General features: G+C 58.3%; 18 protein-coding genes. 14 read left to right on the top strand and 4 right to left on the bottom strand.

Features of this window, described 5'->3' with window-relative positions:
• Window positions 1-68 precede the first annotated feature (68 nt).
• The 8 genes from ACGK9W_RS16230 (at window position 69) to ACGK9W_RS16195 (ending at window position 12,569) form a co-directional block, all read left to right on the top strand.
• On the top strand, window positions 69-1,130 hold the full coding sequence (locus ACGK9W_RS16230) for a putative zinc-binding metallopeptidase (RefSeq protein WP_405417577.1): 1,062 nt from the start codon (window positions 69-71) through the stop codon (window positions 1,128-1,130).
• Between the two features lie 14 nt (window positions 1,131-1,144).
• Window positions 1,145-2,605, top strand: a complete 1,461-nt coding sequence (locus tag ACGK9W_RS16225) for a circularly permuted type 2 ATP-grasp protein (RefSeq protein ID WP_008172675.1) — start codon at window positions 1,145-1,147, stop codon at window positions 2,603-2,605.
• 1 nt (window position 2,606) lies between these two features.
• Window positions 2,607-3,545, top strand: coding sequence for an alpha-E domain-containing protein (locus ACGK9W_RS16220; protein ID WP_008172676.1), 939 nt, complete (start codon window positions 2,607-2,609; stop codon window positions 3,543-3,545).
• 35 nt (window positions 3,546-3,580) lie between these two features.
• A complete protein-coding gene (locus tag ACGK9W_RS16215; protein WP_405417574.1) occupies window positions 3,581-6,880 on the top strand; it encodes a DUF2126 domain-containing protein in 3,300 nt (1,099 codons plus the stop codon).
• An 89-nt stretch (window positions 6,881-6,969) separates the two neighbouring features.
• Window positions 6,970-9,474, top strand: a complete 2,505-nt coding sequence (locus ACGK9W_RS16210; RefSeq protein WP_053113308.1) for a circularly permuted type 2 ATP-grasp protein — start codon at window positions 6,970-6,972, stop codon at window positions 9,472-9,474.
• 10 nt (window positions 9,475-9,484) lie between these two features.
• Window positions 9,485-10,438 (top strand): transglutaminase family protein, encoded by a 954-nt coding sequence (locus tag ACGK9W_RS16205; protein WP_053113307.1) that lies wholly within the window; start codon window positions 9,485-9,487, stop codon window positions 10,436-10,438.
• Between the two features lie 115 nt (window positions 10,439-10,553).
• A complete protein-coding gene (locus ACGK9W_RS16200) occupies window positions 10,554-11,177 on the top strand; it encodes a MarC family protein (RefSeq protein ID WP_008172684.1) in 624 nt (207 codons plus the stop codon).
• A gap of 66 nt (window positions 11,178-11,243) precedes the next feature.
• Window positions 11,244-12,569 (top strand): IS1182 family transposase, encoded by a 1,326-nt coding sequence (locus ACGK9W_RS16195; RefSeq protein ID WP_053112091.1) that lies wholly within the window; start codon window positions 11,244-11,246, stop codon window positions 12,567-12,569.
• A gap of 268 nt (window positions 12,570-12,837) precedes the next feature.
• On the opposite strand, the gene ACGK9W_RS16190 is transcribed toward ACGK9W_RS16195, so the two are convergent.
• The 3 genes from ACGK9W_RS16190 to ACGK9W_RS16180 all read right to left on the bottom strand — a co-directional run bounded on the left by ACGK9W_RS16190 (window position 12,838) and on the right by ACGK9W_RS16180 (window position 14,482).
• Window positions 12,838-13,164 (bottom strand): DUF551 domain-containing protein, encoded by a 327-nt coding sequence (locus tag ACGK9W_RS16190; protein WP_405417569.1) that lies wholly within the window; start codon window positions 13,162-13,164, stop codon window positions 12,838-12,840.
• A gap of 36 nt (window positions 13,165-13,200) precedes the next feature.
• Window positions 13,201-13,758, bottom strand: coding sequence for a recombinase family protein (locus ACGK9W_RS16185; protein WP_405417566.1), 558 nt, complete (start codon window positions 13,756-13,758; stop codon window positions 13,201-13,203).
• Between the two features lie 289 nt (window positions 13,759-14,047).
• Window positions 14,048-14,482, bottom strand: a complete 435-nt coding sequence (locus tag ACGK9W_RS16180; protein ID WP_032490487.1) for a mercury resistance transcriptional regulator MerR — start codon at window positions 14,480-14,482, stop codon at window positions 14,048-14,050.
• Window positions 14,483-14,553: 71 nt separating this feature from the next.
• Between ACGK9W_RS16180 and ACGK9W_RS16175 the strand changes: the two genes are divergently transcribed.
• The 6 genes from ACGK9W_RS16175 to merD all read left to right on the top strand — a co-directional run bounded on the left by ACGK9W_RS16175 (window position 14,554) and on the right by merD (window position 18,842).
• Window positions 14,554-14,904 carry a mercuric transport protein MerT gene (locus tag ACGK9W_RS16175; protein ID WP_001294663.1) on the top strand — a complete coding sequence of 117 codons (351 nt, stop codon included), beginning with the start codon at window positions 14,554-14,556 and terminating at the stop codon, window positions 14,902-14,904.
• A 13-nt stretch (window positions 14,905-14,917) separates the two neighbouring features.
• A complete protein-coding gene (gene merP / locus ACGK9W_RS16170; RefSeq protein WP_011405607.1) occupies window positions 14,918-15,193 on the top strand; it encodes a mercury resistance system periplasmic binding protein MerP in 276 nt (91 codons plus the stop codon).
• Window positions 15,194-15,380: 187 nt separating this feature from the next.
• On the top strand, window positions 15,381-17,090 hold the full coding sequence (gene merA / locus ACGK9W_RS16165; RefSeq protein ID WP_011405608.1) for a mercury(II) reductase: 1,710 nt from the start codon (window positions 15,381-15,383) through the stop codon (window positions 17,088-17,090).
• A gap of 35 nt (window positions 17,091-17,125) precedes the next feature.
• Entirely contained in the window at window positions 17,126-17,779 is a 654-nt protein-coding gene (merG, locus tag ACGK9W_RS16160) for a phenylmercury resistance protein MerG (protein WP_011405609.1), read from the top strand.
• 80 nt (window positions 17,780-17,859) lie between these two features.
• Entirely contained in the window at window positions 17,860-18,498 is a 639-nt protein-coding gene (merB, locus tag ACGK9W_RS16155; protein ID WP_011405610.1) for an organomercurial lyase MerB, read from the top strand.
• Window positions 18,495-18,842 carry a mercuric resistance transcriptional repressor MerD gene (merD, locus tag ACGK9W_RS16150; RefSeq protein ID WP_021443905.1) on the top strand — a complete coding sequence of 116 codons (348 nt, stop codon included), beginning with the start codon at window positions 18,495-18,497 and terminating at the stop codon, window positions 18,840-18,842. The genes merB and merD overlap by 4 nt, the downstream gene beginning before the upstream one ends.
• A gap of 90 nt (window positions 18,843-18,932) precedes the next feature.
• On the opposite strand, the gene ACGK9W_RS16145 is transcribed toward merD, so the two are convergent.
• Window positions 18,933-19,391: a hypothetical protein gene (locus ACGK9W_RS16145; protein ID WP_011405611.1), complete on the bottom strand. Its 459-nt coding sequence runs from the start codon at window positions 19,389-19,391 to the stop codon at window positions 18,933-18,935.
• Between the last annotated feature and the right edge of the window lie 72 nt (window positions 19,392-19,463).

Raw genomic sequence — 19,463 nt, 5'->3', positions numbered from 1 at the left:
GCGTTTTGGCCCGGATGGCCAATACTTGAAGCAACGGTCTTGCCGGTATCGGCCAAGGATGTCCCCAAATGAAGCTGTTTCACTGCGGCCGATGCGCCAACCTGCTTTATTTCGAAAACAGCTGCTGTACCAGTTGCGGAGCAAGCCTTGGCTTCGCGCCGGATGTGATGGATCTGGTGGCGATTGATCCGAAGGGTAACGATACCTGGGAAGAGGTCACCGCCAGCGATCAATACCGTCTATGTGGTAACTACCAGAACCAGGGCGCTTGCAACTGGCTGGTGCCTGCCTCTGATTCACACGCTTTCTGCGTTGCCTGCCGTCTTAATCGCACCATTCCCGACCTGAGCACCTTCCGGAACCACGATCTGTGGGTGCGGCTGGAGAAAGAGAAACGTCGCCTGGTCTATTCACTGCTGCGCCTGAAGCTGCCTTGCGAGCCCCGGCAGGAAGACCAATATGGCCTGAACTTCGATTTTCTTGCCGACCAGCCGGCAATGTTTGACGAGCGGTCGAAGGTAAAAACCGGCCACGCCAATGGCGTGATCACCATGAACATTGCCGAGGCCGACCCGGTGGAACGGGAGCGGATGCGCAGCCAGATGGCCGAGCCCTATCGCACTGTTTTGGGGCATTTCCGTCACGAATCCGGTCATTATTTCTGGGACCTCCTGGTGCGGTCCGGGCCATGGCTTGGGTCGGTTCGGGAGATGTTTGGTGACGACACCAGGGACTACAGGCAGGCCATGGACCAGCATTATCAGTACGGCCCGCCCGGTGACTGGCAGAGCTGGTACATCAGCGCCTATGCCAGCAGCCATGCCTGGGAAGACTGGGCCGAGACCTGGGCACATTACCTGCATATGGTGGATACATTAGAGACTGCCTGGCAGTTCGGGATGCGGGTGAATGCCCGCCAGCGCCCGGTAATGAACAGCGAACCAGACCCTGCGTTTGATCCCTACCAGGCCGACGATTTCGATGCACTGATCAAGCACTGGTTACCCCTGACGCTTGCGCTCAACAGCCTTAACCGAAGCATGGGGCATGAGGATGCCTACCCCTTCGTGCTTGCGGCTCCGGTGGTGGAGAAGCTCCGCCTGGTACACCGAATAGCTCACGGTGGTTAACGAAAGGACCCCAAATGAAAAAGAACAAATCGATAGACTGGAAAAACTACGATCCCAACGACTTCTTCGATGAGCTGATTGCCGCCAAGGGCAAGCCCCGGCCGGCGGCCACGGCGATTACCGACTACCTGGGCAACCTTGGTTCCGAGGAAATCCAGGCGCGCCAGCAGGCTGCCGAACTGGCGATACTGGAGATGGGGATCAGCTTTACCATTTACAGTGAGGGTGAGAACATCGACCGGGCCTGGCCCTTCGACATCATTCCGAGGGTGATCTCGCTCCGGGAGTGGGAAACCATCGAGCAGGGCCTGGCGCAGCGCCTGACGGCGCTCAACATGTTCATCAACGACATCTATAACGACCAGAACATCGTCAAGGACAAGGTGATTCCCAAGTACGTGTTCGCCAACTCCAAGAACTTCCGCGAGCAGTGCCGCGGATTCACGCCGCCACTGGGAGTATGGGCGCACATCTGCGGATCGGATCTGGTGCGTGACAAGGACGGCAAGGTGTATGTTCTCGAGGACAACCTGCGGGTGCCCTCGGGTGTTTCCTACATGTTGGAGAACCGTCAGCTGACCAAACGGGTGTTCCCGGAGCTGTTCGACAAAACCAGCATTCTGCCGGTCGATGACTACACCAACCAGCTGTTCGACATGCTGGCGTCGATTTCGCCCCGGCCTCAGGACCACCCGAAAATTGCGGTGCTTACGCCAGGTATTTTCAACTCCGCCTATTTTGAACATTCCTTCCTGGCTCAGCGCATGGGCGCCGAGCTGGTAGAAGGGGCCGACCTGGTGGTTGGCGAAGATGATTGTGTCTACATGCGTACTGTCGAGGGCCTGGAGCGCGTGGATGTGATTTATCGCCGCATTGACGACGATTTCCTGGACCCGGAGGTATTCCGTTCCGATTCCACTCTGGGCGTGCCCGGTCTGATGCGAGCCTGGCGCAATGGCAAGGTTGGCCTCGCCAATGCACCGGGTGCCGGCGTGGCCGACGACAAGGTGATCTACGCCTTCGTGCCGGACATGATCCGTTACTACCTGGATGAGGAGCCGATCATCCCGAACGTGCCCACCTACATGTGTGTGAACAAGCAGGATCAGGAGTATGTCCTTGAGCATCTCGACGAGTTGGTGGTCAAGCCCGCGAACGAGTCCGGGGGCTATGGCATGCTGGTGGGGCCCCATTCCACCAAGAAGCAGCGCACCGAGTTCGCGCGCCTGATCAAGAAGAACCCGCGCAACTACATCGCCCAACCCACATTGAGTCTCTCTGTGGCCCCAACTTTGTGCGACGAGGGCCTGGCGCCCCGACACCTGGATCTTCGGCCTTTTGTGCTGCAGGGCGTGAGAACCTACGTTACGGCTGGCGGGCTTACGCGGGTGGCGATGCGAAAAGGCTCCCTGGTGGTGAATTCGTCCCAGGGCGGTGGAAGCAAGGATACCTGGATCGTGGACGAGGAGAATTGATGTGCTGTCACGTGTAGCGGAACGACTGTACTGGATGGCCAGATACCTTGAGCGGGCCGAGAACAACGCCCGGATGATCATGGCCTTTAATTCCCTGGCGTTGGACATGCCCCGGGAAACCCAGCTTTCCTGGAAGGGACTGGTGGCCGTGACGGGCATGGGGGCGCTGTTTGACCAGCATCATCAGAAGGCCGATGAGCGCAACTGTGTGAAGTTTCTGATGGCGGATGGCTACAACCCGAGCTCCATTGCCTCCTGCATCAAGGCCGCCCGGGAGAACGTGCGCACCACCCGGGACCAGATTCCAACCGACGCCTGGGAGGTGATCAACGAGCTGTACCGGTACATCCTGGAGAACATAGATCAGGGGGTTGGTAAGCGGGCGAGGTACGAATTCCTCAACGAAATCGTGGGTCGCTGCCAGATGCTCAATGGTTTGCTGGCCGGTTGCATGAGTCACGATGAGGGGTATGACTTCATCCGAGTAGGCCGCAACCTGGAGCGGGCGGACATGGCCACCCGGCAGATTGAAGTGGGCGCCCTGCAGTTCCTCGACGGCTGGGATGGCACCGAAACCTATGGCGGGCTGCTGTGGACCAGTGTCCTGCGTTATCAGAGTGCCTTCCAGATGTACCGTCACAATGTGCGGCGGAAGGTCAGCGGGCCACTGGTCATTCGTTTCCTGTTGCAGAATGAGCCGTTCCCGCGATCGGTGCTGCACAGCCTCAGCGAAGTCGCGGGCGCTCTCGACCGTCTGCCAAGGAACGAGATTCCGCTCCGCACCGCGTTGCAGGCGGTACGTCACACCCGGGATGGGGACGTGGATGCACTGATCCGCAAGGAGGACGTGATCCTGTTCCTGGAAAAACTGCAGTTAGAAATCGGTGAGCTTCACGACGATATTGCAGAGACGTGGTTTCCTGTCTACGAGACAGCCTGAAACTCCCAATTTTATTCGCCTGTGAGATAGGTTCCATGTCGATTCACGTTGCCCTGAGCCATACCACCCACTATCGCTATGAGCGCCCGATCAGCCTGGGCCCGCAAATAGTTCGATTGCGTCCGTGTCCGCACGGGCGGACGCGCATCCTCAGCTACTCGCTGAAGGTGGAACCAGAGGGTTATTTCCTGAACTGGCAACAGGACCCCCAGGCCAATTATCTGGCCCGCCTGGTGTTTCCGGAGAAAACCGAAGAACTGAAGATCACTGTGGATCTGGTTGCCGAGATGGCCGTGATCAACCCGTTCGATTTCTTTCTGGAACCCCGGGCAGAGACCATTCCGTTTGAATACGAGGAGTGGCAGACGGCAGAGCTGGCGCCTTATTTACAGAAACTACCGGAAACACCGGAATTCCGTAAGTGGATGGCCACCATAGACCGCAAGGAAACTCCCAGCGTGGATTTCCTGGTGGGTGTGAACCAGAGCCTTGCTGACCGTATTGATTACCTGATCCGGATGGAGCCGGGTGTCCAGACCCCGGAGGAAACCCTGAAAAAGGGCTCCGGCTCCTGTCGGGATTCGACCTGGTTGCTGGTGCAGACGCTCCGGCATCTGGGGCTGGCGGCGCGCTTTGTGTCCGGCTACCTGATTCAGCTCAAGGCAGACCAGAAAGCACTGGATGGCCCTTCGGGCGCTGAGGAAGACTTCACCGATTTGCACGCCTGGTGCGAAGTCTTCCTGCCGGGCGCCGGTTGGGTGGGGCTGGATCCGACGTCCGGCCTGTTTGCCGGAGAAGGGCATATCCCGCTGGCCTGCAGCCCGGATCCGTCCTCGGCGGCGCCAATTACCGGCATGGTTGAGGAGTGCGGGGTCGAGTTCGAGCACCAGATGAGCGTTCAGCGCATCTGGGAAGCACCTCGGGTGACCAAACCCTATACCGAGGCCCAGTGGCAACGCATCGTTGGGCTGGGCCATGACGTGGACCAGCGTCTGACAGAACTGGATGTGCGTCTGACCCAGGGCGGTGAACCCACCTTCGTGGCGAATCACGACCGGGACGAGCCGGAGTGGAACACCGAAGCGATGGGCCCCACCAAGCGCAAGAAGGCCATTGAGCTCTATCACCGGATGCGGGACCGGTATGGTGCTGGCGGGCTGGTGCACTTCGGCCAGGGCAAGTGGTATCCGGGAGAGCCGCTGCCCCGTTGGTCCCTGAACTGTTTCTGGCGCAAGGATGGCGAGCCGATATGGCGCGATGAGCGCTGGCTGGCGGATGAACGCATCGAAGGCAACGCAAGCCCGGAAGATGCTCACAGGTTTTTGTCGGCGTTGGCGAAGGAGCTTGGTGTTGATGGAAAACAGCTGTTCCCAGGGTTCGAGGATGCCTTTTATTACTTGTGGCGGGAACGCCGGCTGCCGGTCAACGTCGATCCTTTCGACGCCAAACTCGAGAATGCCCTGGAGCGGAAGCAGCTCCAGCAGATTTTCAGCCGGGGTCTGGATGAGCCTGTGGGCTACGTGCTCCCCCTGCGTGTCTCCGAAAAGGGACACGAATGGGAAACCGGCCCCTGGTTCCTGCGCAGCCAGCGCTGTTATCTGATTCCGGGCGGCTCACCCATGGGCCATCGCCTGCCTCTGGACAGCCAGCCCTGGGTGGAAGAAGCGGATTACCCCTGGATACACGAGCAGGATCCCTTTGCGCCCCGCGGCCCTTTGCCCGGCAGCGAAGAGATCCGGCAATGGAACAGTGGCCAGGCCGGCCAGTCGTCTCCGGAGCGGGAGCCTCCCGCAAAAGGAAAGTCAGCACCCGAGATTGTCCGAACGGCCCTGTGTGTGGAGCCCCGGGAAGGCATTCTTCGCATCTTCATGCCGCCGTTGGAGGAGCTGGAGCCCTACCTTGCCCTGGTGTCAGCGATCGAGAAAACGGCCGCGGAGCTACAGCAGCCGGTCCTGTTGGAGGGGTACGAGCCGCCTTCGGACCCGCGGTTGAGTCATTTCCGGATCACGCCGGACCCCGGGGTGATCGAAGTGAATGTGCAGCCGGTGCGAACCTGGGATGAGCTGGTTGAACAGACCGAGACTCTGTACGCGGACGCCTACGAGTGCCGGCTGACCTCCGAGAAGTTCATGATGGACGGACGTCACACCGGCACCGGTGGTGGCAACCATTTTGTGCTGGGTTCGCAAAAGGCAGAGGATTCCCCGTTCCTGCGGCGCCCGGATCTGCTGCGCAGCCTGATCAGCTACTGGCATAACCATCCCAGCCTGTCCTATCTGTTTTCCGGCCTGTTTATTGGTCCCAGTTCCCAGGCGCCGCGGATTGATGAGGCGCGCAACGACCATGTGTTCGAAATGGAACTGGCGTTCCGGGAGATGGAGCGGTTATGCCCTGTGGGCAAAAAAGTCGCGCCCTGGGTGGTGGACCGCTTGCTCCGGGACCTGCTTACGGACGTCACCGGCAATACCCACAGGGCCGAGTTCTGTATCGACAAGCTCTATTCCCCGGACGGCCCGGGCGGGCGTCATGGTCTGCTCGAATTGCGGGCCTTCGAGATGCCACCCCATGCCCGCATGAGCCTGACCCAGCAATTGCTGCTGCGGGCGTTGGTGGCCCGATTCTGGGAACAGCCCTACAAACCCAGCGGGCTGGTTCGCTGGGGAACCGAGCTGCACGACCGGTTCCTGCTACCTCACTATGTCTGGCAGGACTTCGAGGACGTCATCGACGATATGAAGGCCCAGGGTTACCCGCTCGAGAGCGAGTGGTTCGCGCCCCATTTCGAGTTCCGGTTCCCCCGGATCGGCGATTACAAGGTCAAGGGCATAACCCTTGAGCTGCGTTCGGCTCTGGAGCCCTGGCATGTGACCGGGGAACACGGCGCGATCGGCGGCACCGCCCGCTACGTGGATTCTTCCCTGGAGCGCTTGCAGGTGAAGGTACGCGGCGCTGCCCCGGATCGTTACCAGATCACCTGCAATCAGGTGCCGCTGCCGCTTCAGCCAACAGGGATGGTGGGTGAATCGGTCGCCGGCGTCCGGTACCGGGCCTGGCAGCCATCCCAGTGCATGCACCCGACCATTGGTGTGGATGGGCCTTTGGTGTTTGATATCGTGGACACCTGGAATGAACGCAGCCTGGGCGGCTGTGAATATCACGTGACCCATCCCGGTGGCCGGAATTTCGAGACTTTGCCGGTGAACTCGTTCGAAGCGGAAGGCCGCCGCATGGCGCGCTTCTTCCGGATGGGACACAGCTCGGGGCAACAGCCCCTGCGGCCGGTTCCGGAGCATCGGGAGTTTCCGTTTACCCTGGATCTGCGATATCACAAATAAGATGCCTGGACATGTGGTTTGATGCTGGCTCCGGAGAGTAGAAAGCGGCTATGCTTCCAGCTCACTGACTAACGGAGCCTGAATTCAAGGTGGCGAAGCAGCAAGCAGTTACTGACATCCTCCGCCAGTACCATCCGGTGCCGGACCGGTTTGATGAGCTTGGCACCGGGGGTTCCGGGCCCAAGTCGCACTGGCGTCCGTTGTTGCAGCAGCTGAACCTTGAGTCTGTCGCTGGTCTCAACCTCAGGGCTCAGGCGGTTTCCAATGCCATCGCCGAAGATGGCGTAACCTACAACGTCTATGAAGACCCCCGCGGCGATACCCGACCCTGGGAGGTGGATCTGCTGCCGCTGGTGTTGGGCGCCGATGAATGGCAATGGCTCTCGAAAGCCGTCGCCCAGCGTGCAGAGCTCCTGGACAGCGTTCTGGCCGATCTATACGGCGAGCAGTCGCTGTTAAAAGAAGGTCTTATGCCTCCGGCCCTGGTCTACGGGCAGGCGGGTTTCCAGTGGCCCTGCCAGGGGATTCAGCCTGCCGGGGGCCGGTTCCTGCACCTGTATGCCGTGGATCTGGCGCGCGCACCAGACGGCGGTTGGTGGGTAATGGCAGACCGTACCCAGGCGCCCTCCGGCGCCGGTTACGCCCTTCAGAACCGGCTGGTGATTTCCCGGGCGTTCCCGGCGCCATTCCACAACCTGCCGGTAACCAACCTTTCGGAATTCTTCCAGGGTTTCCAGAACAGCCTGGCGGGCATGTCGCCAGCCGGAACCGAGTCACCGCTTTGCGTTCTGCTGACCCCGGGCCGTTTCAACGAAACTTATTTCGAACATGTGTTCCTGGCCCGTTACCTGGGTTTGCCGCTGGTCGAGGGCCAGGATCTGACCGTGCGAGATGACACGGTGTACCTGAAAACGCTTCAGGGCCTGCGGCGGGTACACGCCATTTATCGCCGGCTGGACGATGGCTTCTGTGATCCGCTGGAGCTTCGCGCCGATTCCGTGCTGGGGATTCCCGGGCTTCTGGGAGCGGTGCGGGCAGGCAAGGTGCTGATGGCAAATGCCCTGGGTTCCGGGGTGCTTGAGAGTGCGGCGTTATTCGGGTTTTTGCCGGAGATTTCGAAGAAATTACTGGGCTCGCCTCTGGCTATGCCGTCGGTGGCGTCCTGGTGGTGTGGTGAGAAACCGGCTCTGGATTATGTCATTGAGCACCTGGACGAGCTGGTCATTAAACCGGCCTTCGCGAGCATGCGAATGGAGCCGGTGTTCGGTTACCAGGTGAAAGGTGCAGAGCGGGACGCCCTGATCAAGAAGATGCATGCCCATCCCCATGCCTTTGTCGGCCAGGAGCTCGTCCATCTTTCCCAGGCGCCGGTCTGGAAGGGGGATCCGGAGCAGCCGCTGGCCACCCGGTCCATCGGCCTGCGGCTGTTTGCGGCGGCCACGCCCTCCGGCTGGCGGGTCATGCCCGGTGGGCTGACCCGGGTCGCCATGGATGCGGGTGTGGAAGTCATCTCCATGCAACGGGGAGGGCTGTCGAAGGACACCTGGGTACAGGCTCGCTACACGGCCCCCTCCAAGTCACTGATCAAGAAACGGCTGCAGGTGTCTGACCTGCTCGACGGCGAGCGGGACACGCCCTCCCGGGTGGGAGAAAACCTGTTCTGGATGGGCCGGCACTCGGAGCGGGCGGAGGGAACTGCCCGTTTATTGCGGGCGGCGTTCAACCGCCTGTCGGGCCACGACCAGGCCAGTGAAGAAGCCCTGCTCGGGCTGCAACAGGCCGCCGAGCAATTCGGGACCCTTCCGGAGCCTGAAGAAGATGCGGTCCCCGAGCCGCTTCCCGACGCCTTGTTGAGAGCGGTGAGTGACCTGCAATTTCCGGGTTCAATTGCGTCGATTCTCCAGGCGTTGCTGTTCAATGCCAGCCAGGTCCGGGACCGTCTGTCTTCCGACAACTGGCACACGCTCAATCGGGTGGGTAAGCCCCTGAGCCCGGCGCCAACTACGCCGGACCGGTCGATTCGGGCACTGAACCTGGTGTTGCTGGACTGCATCTCCCTGGCGGGCTTTGCGATGGATGACATTACGCGGGATGCCAGTTGGGTTTTCCTCGTGATCGGCCGGCGCCTGGAGCGACTGGCCAATCTCTGTACGCTGATTTGCGTGCCCCTGTTCAGCGACCGGTTCAGCCGCCATGCCATGCTAGAGTGGCTGCTGGAAGTGGCCAACTCGGAAGTCACCTACCGCACCCGATACCGTCGGACACCAGAGCTTCTGGGGGTACTCCATACCCTGGTGATAGACGCAAGCAATCCTCATTCGGTGATGTTCCAGCTGCGCCAGCTCCAGAAGGACCTGCCGGAGATGGGTCGTAAAACCGGTCAGCTGTTTCCGCCGGATCTGAACGAATCGCTGCAGCGGCTGCGAGCGCTTGATTTGCATCCGTTTGAGCGCAAACGCCCGGATAAAGCCTGTGAAGCCCTGGCGGAGCTATTGTGTGACATCCGGTCGGAGGCCTATCGTGTGTCTGATGAAATCCAGCGGCAGTGTTTTATTCACACCCGGTATTCCGACCGGTCTGTGAACCCGGATTGAGGCACCTGTCATGACATTTGTCCGTTACCATGTGCGTCATGAGACCCTCTACCAGTACGATCAGGTGGTGGGGGAGTCCCACCATTTGCTGAGACTGACACCGCGGGCCCTGCCCTGGCAGCGGAATCTGGAACATCATCTGGCGATTGCACCGGAACCCCCGGTGCGAAGCTCGTTCCTGGACAGTTTCGGCAATCGGATTACCAAGATTGATTTTACCGCGGAACATGAGTACTTACGGATCATCAGCGAATTCTGGGTGGAGCTTCGTGAGCGTCCGAAACCCTCGGCAGCCGCGGCAAAAGTTCCCTGGGAAACCGTCCGCGATAGCCTGCGGTACCGTGCCGACAGGAAGTTCCCGGCGGACCATCTTCAGGCCACGGCGTTCCGGTTTGTCTCCACCAATGTGCCCATTGATTCCCAGTACGCCGCCTATGCCCGGGAGGCGTTCCTTCCGGGGCGCGCGCTGGTAGAGGCGGCCGATGCCCTGATGCGGATGATTCATCGCGATTTCAGTTTCGATGCAACGGCGACGGAAACCTTCACTCCGGTCGAACAGGCGTTCAAGGCCCGTCGAGGGGTTTGCCAGGATTTCTCCCACATCATGATTGCCTGTCTTCGCTCGTTGGGCCTGGCCGCACGTTACATGAGCGGGTATATCCTGACCCATCCGCCCGAGGGCAAGGAGCGCCTTGTTGGAGCCGATGCTACCCATGCGTGGGTGGCTGTGTTCGTGCCGGATTTCGGCTGGCTGGAGCTGGATCCTACCAATGCCCTGAGGCCGGACCTGGAACACATTACCCTCGGCTGGGGCAGGGACTTTTCCGATATCACCCCGATGCGGGGCGTCCTGCTGGGGGGTGGTGGACATGAACCGGAGATTGCCGTGACCGTGGTGCCCGAGGAGGAGTTCGCCTCCCTGTACGGCGACGGCGAAACCTATCTGGAAGAACTATCGACTTAACCGAATCCACCCGTCCGGTTGTGGTTGAGCTTATCCATACGTTCACTTCCTTACGGCGGAGTGCCGCGTAGCAAGCTATGCTTGCGGGCTTTCGATGGCACCCGGACGACACGGAATGATTGAAACGTTTTTCTCGACTTACATCAGCAGCACCATTCGCTTCCTGTTCCTGCTGGCGCCTTTTTTCGTAGTGACCATGTTCCTGGCGCTGACCAGGGGCCTTCCAGCAACCGAGAAAACATCGATCATCCGCCGTGCCTGCGTTTCGGCCTTTCTGATGGGCGTGATTCTGTTCTTTGCCGGCCCGCTGTTGTTCAGCGCCATCGGCATTACCCTGAATTCGTTCCGGATCGGTGCCGGTTGCCTGCTGTTTCTGACCGCCATCAGCCTGGTGACCAGTGGTACCCGGAATCACGCCACCGGGCTGCCTGATGAGGACCGTGATGACATTGCCGTTGTGCCACTGGCTATTCCGGTGATGATTGGCCCGGCCACCATTGGTGCAATCATGGTGTATGGCGCCGAGCTTAACCGGGTATCCGAAGTGGCAGGCGGACTCCTGGGATTGGTATCCAGCCTGCTGATCCTCGCGGTGCTGCTGCACCTGTCCGGCTACCTGGAGAAGGTGCTGGGCAAGACCGGCCTGAACATCATGTCCAAGATCAGCGGTCTGATCCTCTCTGCTATGGCGGCTGAAATCGTGTTGACGGGCATTGCGGGTTTCATTGCCTCCACCTAGGAGTCTGCGCGGCAGAAGCTACATTCTGGCACAATAGATCAAAATTCTTCAGCAACAGGATGACTGATGGGAACCACTTTCCGCCCGTATTCGCCTGGCCAGGAACTGCTTCTTCCCCCGAGCCTGAACGAGTGGCTGCCTGAGGGGCATCTGGCCTATTTTGTCAGTGATGTCGTCGAGGAGCTGGATTTAAGCGCGTTTTATGCCCGCTACGAAGGCAACGGCCGACGCAACTCGCCCTTCGATCCACGAATGATGCTGAAGGTTCTGATCTACGCCTACGCCACCGGCGTTTTCTCTTCACGCAAGATCGCCCGGAAGCTGGAAGAAGACGTGGCCTTCCGGGTTCTGGCGGCAGGCAACTTCCCCAGGCATCGCACGATCTGTGATTTCCGCAAACACCATTTGGTTGCCTTCAAGGCCGTGTTTATTCAGGTGGTCCGGATTGCCCGGGAAGCGGAGCTGATCACGCTGGGAACACTGGCGATTGATGGCACCAAGGTTCGGGCTAATGCCAGCAAGCACAAGGCCATGAGCTATGGCCGCATGGGCGAGGAAGACGATCGTTTATCGAAAGAGATCGATGCACTTTGTCGTCAGGCGCGTCAGACAGACCAGTCGGAAGACCGACAGTTCGGCCCGGATAACCGGGGTGATGAACTGCCTGAAGAGCTTCAGTACCGGCAGGCGCGGCTGGACAAGATTCGTGCCGCCAAAGAGAAATTGGAAGCAGACCAGAAAGAGCGGGACAAGGCCCGGGGTCGGTCCCCGGACGATGATCGGCGCTCACCTCGCGGGGGCCCGAACTTCAAGCGGGATTATGGGGTTCCGGATGACAAGGATCAGAGCAATTTTACCGATCCGCAAAGCCGGATTATGAAAACGGCGGACGGGTTCCAGCAATGCTACAACGGCCAGTTGGCCGTGGATGGTGAATTCCAGCTGATTGTCGCCAACCACCTGGGCAATAATCCCAGTGACAATGGCTGTCTGATACCACTGCTGGATCAGGCAAAAGACACTCTGGAAACCTATCCGGATCAGTGTCTGGCTGACGCGGGTTACCGTAAAGAAGAAGATCTACAGACCCTGGAAGACAAAAGCATCGACGGCTATGTCTCGCTGCGCCGGGAGGGCAAGAAGAGTTCAGAGATAGACGCGAGCCGTTATCCGGCCAGCGCCCGGATGGCCGGGAAGCTGGCCACGGCAACCGGGCGATCGGTTTACGCTCAGCGCAAGCATCTGGTTGAGGCGGTCAACGGCTGGATCAAGCATGTTCTGGGCTTCCGACAGTTCAGTCTGCGGGGCCTTCACGCCGTGCAGGGTGAATGGGATCTGGTCTGTCTGTCGCTTAATCTCAGGCGGATGAGTTCACTGATGAGGCTGAAATAGAGGGTCCGAGGGATCCTTGGGCGTACTGAGTGATCGGACTACGATAACGCATTCGCTGATAACCGTCTTGACTGACTGAATAGAGAGAATCGAGACTCTATTCGGCTGGATATTGTGGATACGTTCTCGGGCCGAACTGTGATTCGACGCGGCGGGGTCACTTGCTCAAAATACTTCTGCCGCGCAGACCCCTAGCGGGGGCATTTGAACAGAAACTTACGGTTTCGCCCTCGCGGATCCACCTCAAACCGTAAATTCCTGTGCAAAATCACTCTGGTCGTTTTACCTCTGAATAATCCCCTTCAAATATGCATTCGAAAATCGAAGGAACTTCGGTTTCGATACTTCCAAGGAGATTGCCTGGCCTGGACGCGACTGTTGAGCCAGCATAGTGCTCAGCAATAGGTAAATGCCCAGTGTCCGGTACCGGCATCCACCCAATGATGGCAACACCCTCAGGAATGTTGAACCATTCGCCATCCGCAGCGTAAACATCCGCAATGCCGCTGTTACCACGTCCTGGCCAGTGCCCCAGATACAAGGCAATGACAACCTCCATATCCTCCGGCATTTCTTCTTTGCAATTAATCCACATATTGATTACTCGTCACTTTCGAGGGTTCTTCCACCATCAACTTTTAGCAGCTTCGATGTATTTGTAGAGTGTGGGCTTTGAAATCCCCATCATTTCGCAGATCTGATCCACGGTGTGTTTCTTTTCATCGTAAAGCTTCACGGCCAAGGCCTGCTTATCTTTGTTGAGCGACTTAGGTCTACCGCCTTTTCGTCCTCGCGCTCGCGCTGCCTGGAGTCCCGCCTGTGTGCGCTCACGGATCAGGTTCCGTTCAAATTCGGCCAGCGCTCCGAATATATGGAAAATTAGCTTTCCGGAGCTGGATGAGGTGTCGATGGCTTCTTGGAGGCTCTTCAAGCCGATTCCCTTGGATTCAAGCAATGTCACCATCTCAATCAGGTCTTTGAGTGACCGGCTCAGGCGGTCCAGTCGCCAGACCACTATGGTGTCACCCGCTCTAGCGTACTGCAAAGCTTGGTGTAGCCCTGGGCGTTCCGCTTTGGCACCGCTGAGTTGATCCTCGAAGATTTGCTCACACCCAGCCTGATCGAGGGCGTCTCGTTGCAGGTTGAGGTTTTGATCGTCAGTCGATACTCGTGCATAACCAACCAGCATGTGCTTTTCACTCTCCAGGCAAACTTTACAGATTTGGGGGTTCTTCCGCCGGGCCAAAAAAGTTGGCGGTTATCGCAGCTACCCGGTCATCGCTCGAAAAAAGTTAATTTACTCGTAATTCTAGGCTGTATATTAACATTGAAATATTAACCGAGTATATTAACTTGGGATATACTGCAAATCCGTTGTCTTTTGTCATTTTCAGAAGGTGACTGCACGGAATATCAAGAGTCGGCTGCACAGTCTTTTCTGATCTGTGGTCGTCTCAGAAAACGGAAAATAAAGCACGCTAAGCTGTGGAAGCCCCTGCCAAGCTCGTTCCACCTTGCAACGACGCAATCAGCGGACACGAAACATTCCCCTGCCGCGAATGGCAGGCGCACACCAGGTCAGACAGCACAGCCTCCATGCGCGCCAAATCGGCCATCTTCTCGCGCACGTCTTGGAGCTTGTGCTCGGCCAGGCTGCTGGCCTCCTCGCAGTGGGTGCCATCGTCGAGCCGCAACAGCTCGGCAATCTCGTCCAGACTGAACCCCAGCCGCTGTGCCGATTTCACGAATTTCACCCGAACCACGTCCGCCTCCCCATAGCGGCGGATGCTGCCGTAAGGCTTGTCCGGTTCCGGCAACAGGCCCTTGCGCTGATAGAAGCGGATTGTCTCCACGTTGACCCCGGCCGCCTTGGCAAAAACGCCAATGGTCAGGTTTTCCAAATTATTTTCCATATCGCTTGACTCCGTACATGAGTACGGAAGTAAGGTTACGCTATCCAATCCAAATTCAAAAGGGCCAACGTATGTCTGAACCACAAAACGGGCGCGGTGCGCTCTTCGCCGGCGGGCTGGCCGCCATTCTTGCATCGACCTGCTGCCTGGGGCCGCTAGTACTGGTCGCCCTGGGCTTCTCCGGTGCTTGGATCGGCAACCTGACGGTGCTGGAACCCTATCGACCGTTGTTCATCGGCGCGGCGCTAGTGGCGCTGTTCTTCGCCTGGAAGCGGATTTACCGGCCCGTGCAGGCATGCAAGCCAGGTGAGGTCTGCGCGATTCCGCAGGTGCGCGCCACCTACAAGCTGATTTTCTGGATCGTGGCCGTGCTGGTCCTGGTCGCGCTTGGATTTCCCTATGTCGTTCCATTTTTCTATTAACCAGGAGTTCATCATGAAGAAACTGTTTGCCTCCCTTGCCCTCGCCGCCGCTGTTGCCCCGGTGTGGGCCGCCACGCAGACGGTCACCTTGGCCGTTCCTGGCATGACCTGCGCGACTTGTCCTATCACCATTAAAAAGGCCTTGAGCAAGGTCGACGGTGTTAGCAAGACCGAGGTCGACTTCTCAACCAAGCTTGCCGTCGTAACGTTTGACGATGCGAAGACCAACGTCCAGGCGCTTAGCAAGGCGACGACGGATGTAGGCTACCCATCTGAGCTGAAGAAGTAAGGCAACAAATAACGGCAGCATCGCTAGAACCACGGCAGAGATGCCGCTCAGGCGATTCTGCCGGTCGTCATCGCGTGAGCAGCCTGTAAGCGACCCACGGAGCCTGTTCCCTGAAGCGCACAACCGATTCAGTGACCGAGGCGTCGTACTAGTTGGCTTGGGCACAACGGATAAAAGAGAGAGCGGAATGCAAGAGTTAAACGAAGTTGGTTTGAGCGTGGCGGGAATGACTTGCCCAAGTTGTACAAGGCACGTTGAGGACGCGCTGCTGGCGGTCCCCGGCGTAACGCGAGCGGCTGTCGATTATCCATCGAACAAGGCGCAAGTCACAGGCAATAGGCTTGACGTGTCCGCGCTCGTAGCAGCAGTGGGCGCCCTTGGTTACGGTGCTACGCCTACAGACGAATTTGAAAGCAAAGAGCGCAGTGTTGAACAGCCAGGACTCCTTGGCAAAGCCGCCCAGTGGCTGAGCGGCGAGCGCGCGGTGGAGAAACCGGCAGGTCAGCTGCATGTGGCGATCATCGGTACTGGCGGCGCCGCTGTGGCAGCAGCGCTGAAGGCAGCTGAAAACGGTGCCCGTGTCACCCTGATCGAGCGGGGAACTATCGGCGGCACCTGCGTCAACGTGGGCTGCGTCCCTTCTAAGATCATGATTCGGGCAGCGCATATCGCTCATCTGCGACGCGAAAGTCCTTTTGACGTGGGACTGTCGGCAACGCCCCCAGTTGTCCTGCGTGACCGTCTGCTGGCGCAACAGCAGGCCCGTGTGGACGAGCTGCGTCATGCTAAATATGAAAGCATCCTCGAAAGCAATCCGTCGATCAATCTGGTGCGAGGCAGCGCCCGATTCAAGGATGGCCAAACGCTTATCGTGGAAGCGGCAGAAGGTGACACTCGCGAAGTGGCCTTCGATCGCTGTCTCATTGCCACTGGTGCAAGCGCTGCCATCCCGCCGTTGCCTGGTCTTGCAGGAACGCCATATTGGACGTCCACCGAAGCCCTGGTTAGCGAAGCCATTCCTAAACGGCTGGCAGTAATTGGCGCCTCGGTCGTAGCACTGGAACTGGCACAAGCGTTTGCGCGCTTGGGCAGCGAGGTGACGGTCCTGGCCCGGCGCACCTTGTTTGCCAGTGACGACCCTGCCATTGGCGAGGCCGTGACTGCAGCTTTCCGTGCGGAAGGCATCACGGTGCTGACACAGACGCAGGCGAGTGCCGTGACCTATTGCGACCGCCAATTCATCCTGACGACCGCGCAGGGCGAGTTAAAGGTGGATCAATTGCTTGTTGCCACCGGCCGCACGCCAAATACCGCAAGCCTGAATCTCGAGCGCGCAGGTGTGACGTTTGACTCGCAACATCGCATCCTGATCGATCAAGGCATGCGCACGAGTGCTTCGAACATTTACGCAGCTGGCGACTGCACTGACCAGCCTCAGTACGTCTACGTTGCAGCCGCGGCTGGTACCCGGGCTGGCATTAATATGACCGGCGGCGACGTAAAGCTCGATCTCGACGCCATGCCGGCAGTCGTGTTCACCGATCCGCAAGTTGCCACGGTAGGCTACAGTGAAGCAGAGGCCCAGCGCATTGGTCTGCAAACCGAAAGCCGTACGCTCACGCTCGACAATGTGCCGCGTGCACTCGCCAACTTCGATACCCGCGGCTTTATCAAGCTTGTTGCTGAGGCAGGGTCCGGACGCATTCTCGGAGTCCAGGCTGTGACACCGGAAGCAGGCGAAATCATCCAGACTGCCGCGATTGCCATCCGGGCCCGCATGACCGTCCAGGATCTGGCTAACCAGCTTTTCCCTTACCTCACCATGGTTGAAGGTCTCAAACTGGTGGCACAGACTTTTTCGAAGGATGTGACACAGCTATCGTGCTGTGCCGGCTAAACCTTGGGCACCAAAACAGGGACAGAGGAGTTTTTATGTTTTGTGACATCAGACTTAAATTACGCCGTGTACGCGCGTGCTTGACGATCGTACTGGCAAGTACCGCAACGTTAGGCATGCCAAACCAAGCGTTGGCGGCTTATGATTTTTCTAAGCTCGGCGCCGCGATTGAAACATTGTCGCCAGAGACCGTCAGTGATTGGGAAAAGAAGGCCAGGGCTGGCGATGCCATGGCTCAGAACATCATGGGTCTTGCGTACAAATGCGGTATGGGCGTAAAGCAAAACCACGCGGCATCGATCCAGTGGTTCCGCAGGGCGGCCGAGCAGGGTGAAGCCGATGCACAGTTCAACCTCGGGCGCCTCTACGGAAGTGAAGTCGACGGTATGTATAAGAATGGGCGTGCGGCTCCTGCCAACGATGCAGAGGCTTTCAAGTGGTACCGCCTCGCTGCCGAGCAGGGACACACGCAGGCTCAAGTCAGGCTGGCCCAGCTGTTTGCAAAGGGTCTTACCGACATCGCGCCCGACCAGGTGCAGGCATACCAGTGGATGAGTCTGGCCGCAGCGTCGGGAGAACCGACAGCAGCAAAAGTCGTTGCAGACTATGCAGCTCAAATGAAGCCCGAACAGTTACAGCAAGCCCAGCTGCTGGCCGAGGAATGGCAACGCCGGCAAGGCACAAAGTAATTCGTCTTTGTTAAGCGCAGGACGTAACCGCCGAGTAAGGTTTATCCCGGTTGATCGCTGCCCGATATAACAGGTGGAAAATGGACAAGACTATTTATTCCAAAAAGATTGCCGAAAGCCTTTCATCTGGCAATCATCCTAAAGAGTTCGCAACGCTCTTTGTCGCGCTGCTCCGACAGCTAGCGATGGGGGGACCTGTATCACGCGAAAAGCTCGCCGGCGCACTCGGATGGTCTGGAGCGAGAGTTGCAACGGTACTTGAGCAGGCACCTGGTACGGAATATGACGACGAGGCCAATATCATTGGACTGGGGCTGACACTACGTGAAACCTCTCACGTTTTTGAGGTGGATGGCCGTCATTTGTACACATGGTGTGCGCTGGACACCTTGATGTTTCCCGCCTTGACCGGCAAGATTGCCCGTGTCACTTCCCGCTGCGCCGCCACCGGTAGGCCGATCACTCTCACCGTTGCACCAGAAGCAGTGCTTCATGTCGAACCGGCAGAAGCAATGGTTTCACTGCGAACTCCGGATACTTCGCCCGACATTCGTTGTTCGTTTTGCTGTCATGTGCATTTCTTTGCGTCTCCGTCTATTGCAAATTCGTGGGCTTCGACCCACCAAGGGATTGAGGTCGTGCCTGTCGAGAGTGCGTTCGACCTTGGTCATGATGTCGCGCTTAAGCTGCTAGAGGACTGCGAGGAAAGCCCAGTATGAATGCGTACTCGATATCGAAGCTGGCTGATGATGCTTGCGTCAGCGTGCATGTCGTGCGCGACTACATGATACGCGGCTTGTTGCACCCTGCTCGGCGAACCGAAAGTGGCTATAACATTTTCGATGACAAAACACTCGGAAGGCTGCGGTTTCTCCGCGCAGCCTTCGAGTCCGGAATTGGGCTCGACGAACTGGCGCGACTTTGCAAAGCATTGGACGCAGACGATAGCGAAAGCCTGGACCGATGCGTCGAGCGCGTGCGATGGAAGATCGACGTGCGTCGAACAGTTTTGACTGTCGTCGAGGCCTCTTTGAATGAAATGGCGGCCGGTGCAGCTACTTGAGGTCCGGCCGGTAAAAGCGTTGGAATTAGCCACTTCGTATATAATATATTGATTAATATAGCTTTTTCGATGAATGTTTGACTAAAGCCTTTATCGCGACAGTGACTCCTGAAGCTGCTTAAACTGCCCCTGAATCACCGCTTTTTCCTGAAGAATCAACTTGTTCTCATCGGACAGAACTTCCGCTCTATTCTGAGAGGCTTTCAGATCCGTTTTGGTGACCTCTAATGCTTGGGATAGTACGGCCACCTGCTTATCGGCATCTGCTTTCTGGCTTGCGAGTGCGGCAATATTATCCGCCAATTGTTTGCTTTCATGCTTCCGCTCCCGGTTTTTTGCCGAGGCGTCGTTAAGTTGATGCTCCAAGTTCTGGATATCGGCCACTTGCCTATCCAAGGTGCTTTTGTGCATCGCATTGGCCTGTTCGAGCTCATGCGTTTGTCGTTGTAATTGCGCATTAGTGTCTATCAGCTCGGACGCTCTTGACTCGGCTTGGATGAGCCGGTTTTGCAGGTCTTGAATCTGGTCTTTCAGGCCCCGGTTAACCATCTGGAATTGCTCGCGCTCCTGCTGCCGGTCTTCGGCGGTGCGTTGCTGGTAGGGGGCACCTCAGAAAACGGA

It is taken from the genome of Marinobacter flavimaris (genome assembly GCF_045057155.1).
GTDB classification, from domain to species: Bacteria; Pseudomonadota; Gammaproteobacteria; order Pseudomonadales; family Oleiphilaceae; genus Marinobacter; species Marinobacter manganoxydans.
This window is presented reverse-complemented; position numbering and strand designations above follow the sequence as displayed.

Excerpts from the sequence above, each read along its gene's own strand:
- ACGK9W_RS16230 (WP_405417577.1), top strand. The coding sequence starts at position 69 with ATGAAGCTGTTTCACTGCGGCCGATGCGCCAACCTGCTTTATTTCGAA.
- ACGK9W_RS16225 (WP_008172675.1), top strand. The coding sequence starts at position 1,145 with ATGAAAAAGAACAAATCGATAGACTGGAAAAACTACGATCCCAACGAC.
- ACGK9W_RS16215 (WP_405417574.1), top strand. The coding sequence starts at position 3,581 with ATGTCGATTCACGTTGCCCTGAGCCATACCACCCACTATCGCTATGAG.
- ACGK9W_RS16205 (WP_053113307.1), top strand. The coding sequence starts at position 9,485 with ATGACATTTGTCCGTTACCATGTGCGTCATGAGACCCTCTACCAGTAC.
- ACGK9W_RS16200 (WP_008172684.1), top strand. The coding sequence starts at position 10,554 with ATGATTGAAACGTTTTTCTCGACTTACATCAGCAGCACCATTCGCTTC.
- ACGK9W_RS16195 (WP_053112091.1), top strand. The coding sequence starts at position 11,244 with ATGGGAACCACTTTCCGCCCGTATTCGCCTGGCCAGGAACTGCTTCTT.
- ACGK9W_RS16190 (WP_405417569.1), bottom strand. The coding sequence starts at position 13,164 with ATGTGGATTAATTGCAAAGAAGAAATGCCGGAGGATATGGAGGTTGTC.
- ACGK9W_RS16185 (WP_405417566.1), bottom strand. The coding sequence starts at position 13,758 with ATGCTGGTTGGTTATGCACGAGTATCGACTGACGATCAAAACCTCAAC.
- ACGK9W_RS16180 (WP_032490487.1), bottom strand. The coding sequence starts at position 14,482 with ATGGAAAATAATTTGGAAAACCTGACCATTGGCGTTTTTGCCAAGGCG.
- ACGK9W_RS16175 (WP_001294663.1), top strand. The coding sequence starts at position 14,554 with ATGTCTGAACCACAAAACGGGCGCGGTGCGCTCTTCGCCGGCGGGCTG.
- merP (WP_011405607.1), top strand. The coding sequence starts at position 14,918 with ATGAAGAAACTGTTTGCCTCCCTTGCCCTCGCCGCCGCTGTTGCCCCG.
- merA (WP_011405608.1), top strand. The coding sequence starts at position 15,381 with ATGCAAGAGTTAAACGAAGTTGGTTTGAGCGTGGCGGGAATGACTTGC.
- merG (WP_011405609.1), top strand. The coding sequence starts at position 17,126 with ATGTTTTGTGACATCAGACTTAAATTACGCCGTGTACGCGCGTGCTTG.
- merB (WP_011405610.1), top strand. The coding sequence starts at position 17,860 with ATGGACAAGACTATTTATTCCAAAAAGATTGCCGAAAGCCTTTCATCT.
- merD (WP_021443905.1), top strand. The coding sequence starts at position 18,495 with ATGAATGCGTACTCGATATCGAAGCTGGCTGATGATGCTTGCGTCAGC.
- ACGK9W_RS16145 (WP_011405611.1), bottom strand. The coding sequence starts at position 19,391 with ATGGTTAACCGGGGCCTGAAAGACCAGATTCAAGACCTGCAAAACCGG.